This window comes from Roseisolibacter sp. H3M3-2, from assembly GCF_029211165.1.
GTDB lineage: Bacteria > Gemmatimonadota > Gemmatimonadetes > Gemmatimonadales > Gemmatimonadaceae > Roseisolibacter.
Genome location: NZ_JARGEK010000556.1, coordinates 1 through 2269 on the forward strand (window position 1 = coordinate 1; position 2269 = coordinate 2269).

At 79.0% G+C, this 2269-nt stretch carries 3 protein-coding genes; all 3 read right to left on the bottom strand.

All coding sequences use genetic code 11. From position 1 onward, the window contains the following. Nucleotides 1–685: methyltransferase domain-containing protein (locus PYV61_RS24415; protein ID WP_275836483.1), on the bottom strand; the 685-nt coding region annotated here is incomplete at its 3' end. 109 nt (nucleotides 686–794) lie between these two features. Beyond that, nucleotides 795–1334 carry a flavin reductase family protein gene (locus PYV61_RS24420; protein WP_275836484.1) on the bottom strand — a complete coding sequence of 180 codons (540 nt, stop codon included), beginning with the start codon at nucleotides 1332–1334 and terminating at the stop codon, nucleotides 795–797. 15 nt (nucleotides 1335–1349) lie between these two features. Further along, a partial coding sequence (locus PYV61_RS24425) for an FAD-dependent monooxygenase (protein ID WP_275836485.1) occupies nucleotides 1350–2269 on the bottom strand: 920 nt, incomplete at its 5' end.

Sequence of the window (2269 nt, forward strand, 5' to 3'; positions counted from 1 at the left end):
CGGGCGCCCAGCTGGCGACCAGCCGCCACCCGAGCCGCCGCCGCACCGCCGGCGCGCGCGCCCCCGCCGACCGCGCCAGCGCCGCCAGCTCGGCGGCGGTGAAGCCGCGCAGCACGGAGACGACGCCGTCGTGCCGCGTCACCGGGTGGAAGCCGAGCGGCCACGAGGCGAGCCAGAAGCCGGCCGCGGCGACCCAGCTCCGCCGCAGGTCGCCGACCACGACGCGCCGCCGCGCCACCCGCTGCAGCTCGGCGAGCAGCCGCGCGGCGTCGGGGTCGGCGAAGTGGTGGAGCACCTGCGAGCAGGTCACGACGTCCACGCTCGCGTCGGCGAACGGGAGGGCGAAGGCGTCGGCGCGCACGACGTCCCCGACCCGCGCCCGCGCCGCCCGCGCCAGCGGCTCGCTCAGCTCCACGCCGACGGTGGCGAGCCGCACGCCGCGCCGCTCGGCCAGCCGCCGCGCGTGGAAGGGGATGTCGCCCATCCCGGTGCCGACGTCGAGCAGCGTCGCCTCGCGCACCCCGTCGAGCGCGTCGGCGACCGCGCCCAGCACGGCGCGCCGCCCGCCGAAGAGCGCGTTCGAGCGGGCGACGTCGGCCAGCGAGCGCACGACCGTCGCGCCGTCGACCCCGGGCTCGTCGAGGTACTCGACGCCGCGGCGGCGGGCGCGGGGGGTGAAGATCATCGCGTCCCCCGCGGCTCCCTCGACGCTCGACGCTCGACGCTCGGCGTCGCCGCACGCCGGCGCGAGCGTCGAGCGTCGAGCGTCGAGCGTCGAGGGGGCGCGTGCCTCGTCATCGCTCCAACGTCGCGTACCCGCTCCGATAGTAGAGCAGCGGCCGCTCCTGCCGCGTCCCCGCCGCCTCGACGTGCGCGATCACGATCGTGTGGTCGCCGCCCGGGTGGCGCGCGTGCACGCGGCACTCGAGCCAGGCCAGCACGTCGTCGAGCACCGCCGCGCCCACCGCGCCGCGCGCGTAGCCGACGCCGTCGAAGCGGTTCGGCGGGTCGCCCGAGGCGAAGCGGCGCGACAGCGCCTCCTGCCCCGCCGACAGGATGTTGATCACCAGCGGCGCGCCGACGGGGAGGCCGTCGTGCATGGTCGCCGTGCGGTCGATGCACGCCAGCACGAGCGGCGGGTCGAGCGACAGCGAGCAGAAGGCGCTCACCGTCATCCCGTGGTCGCGCCCCTCGGCGTCGACCGTCGTCAGCACGGTCACGCCCGAGGCGAAGCGGCCCAGGACGGAGCGGAACGTGTCGGGGTCCACGGCGGGGCGCGCGTCGGCGCGGGCGTCGGGGGGAAGGCGGCGGGACGGGTCGGACGGCGCGATCATCGGAGACGGCGGGGGTCAGCAGGAGGCGTCGGCGGACGGGTCGGCGCCGCCCGCGCCGCCGGCGCGTCGCGCGCCGCGCGCGCGGGCGCCGAACAGCTGCCACACGTAGCGGGCGTTCAGCACCTGGTCCGCCGGGACGAAGTCGCCGGCGACGCCGACCAGCAGGTCGGCCAGGTCGCGGCGGCGCGACAGCACGCGCGCCGCGCGGTTGATGAGGAGCGGGTGCGCGACGGCGAGCCCGATCAGCCGCTCGACCATCCACTTGCCGCGGAACTCGGCGCGGCGCGCGCGCTCGTAGCCGGCGAGCGCGCGCCGGTCGCCGCGGGCGGCGTCGGCGGCGTAGGGGGCCAGCAGCTCGCCGCCGCGCAGCGCGCTGTAGATCCCCTCGCCGGTGAACGGGTCGAAGAAGTCGGCCGCCTCGCCGACCAGCGCCGCGCCGTAGGCCCACGCGCGGCGCGCGTGCACGGCGAACGGCCCGGTGGCGCGCACGGGCCCCACGCGCTCGGCGCGCGCGAAGCGGGGCGCGAGCTGCGGCGCCTTCGCGAGCCAGGCGTCGAGGAAGGCGGCCGGCGCGCCGTGCGCGGCCAGCCCGCGGCGGGCGACCTTCATGGGCGCGACCATGGCGACGTTCGTGAGCCCGCCGCCGACGTCGGCGATGCCGACGAAGCCGTCGCGCTCGACGTGCATCTCGCCGAGCGCGCCGACGCCGGGGAGGCCGCGCACGTGGCACTGGAAGGCGAGGCGGCGCGGCCACGGCAGGCGCGCGGTGAGCCCGAGCCGGCTGGCGACGACGCTGCGCAGCCCGTCGGCGCCGACGACCAGGCGGGCGCGCAGCTCGCGCGTGCTCCCGTCGGCGTCGAGCACGCGCACGCCGGTGACGGGGCCGCGCGTGCCGCCGGCGCGCCGCAGGTCGGCCACGCGCGCGCCCTCGCGCA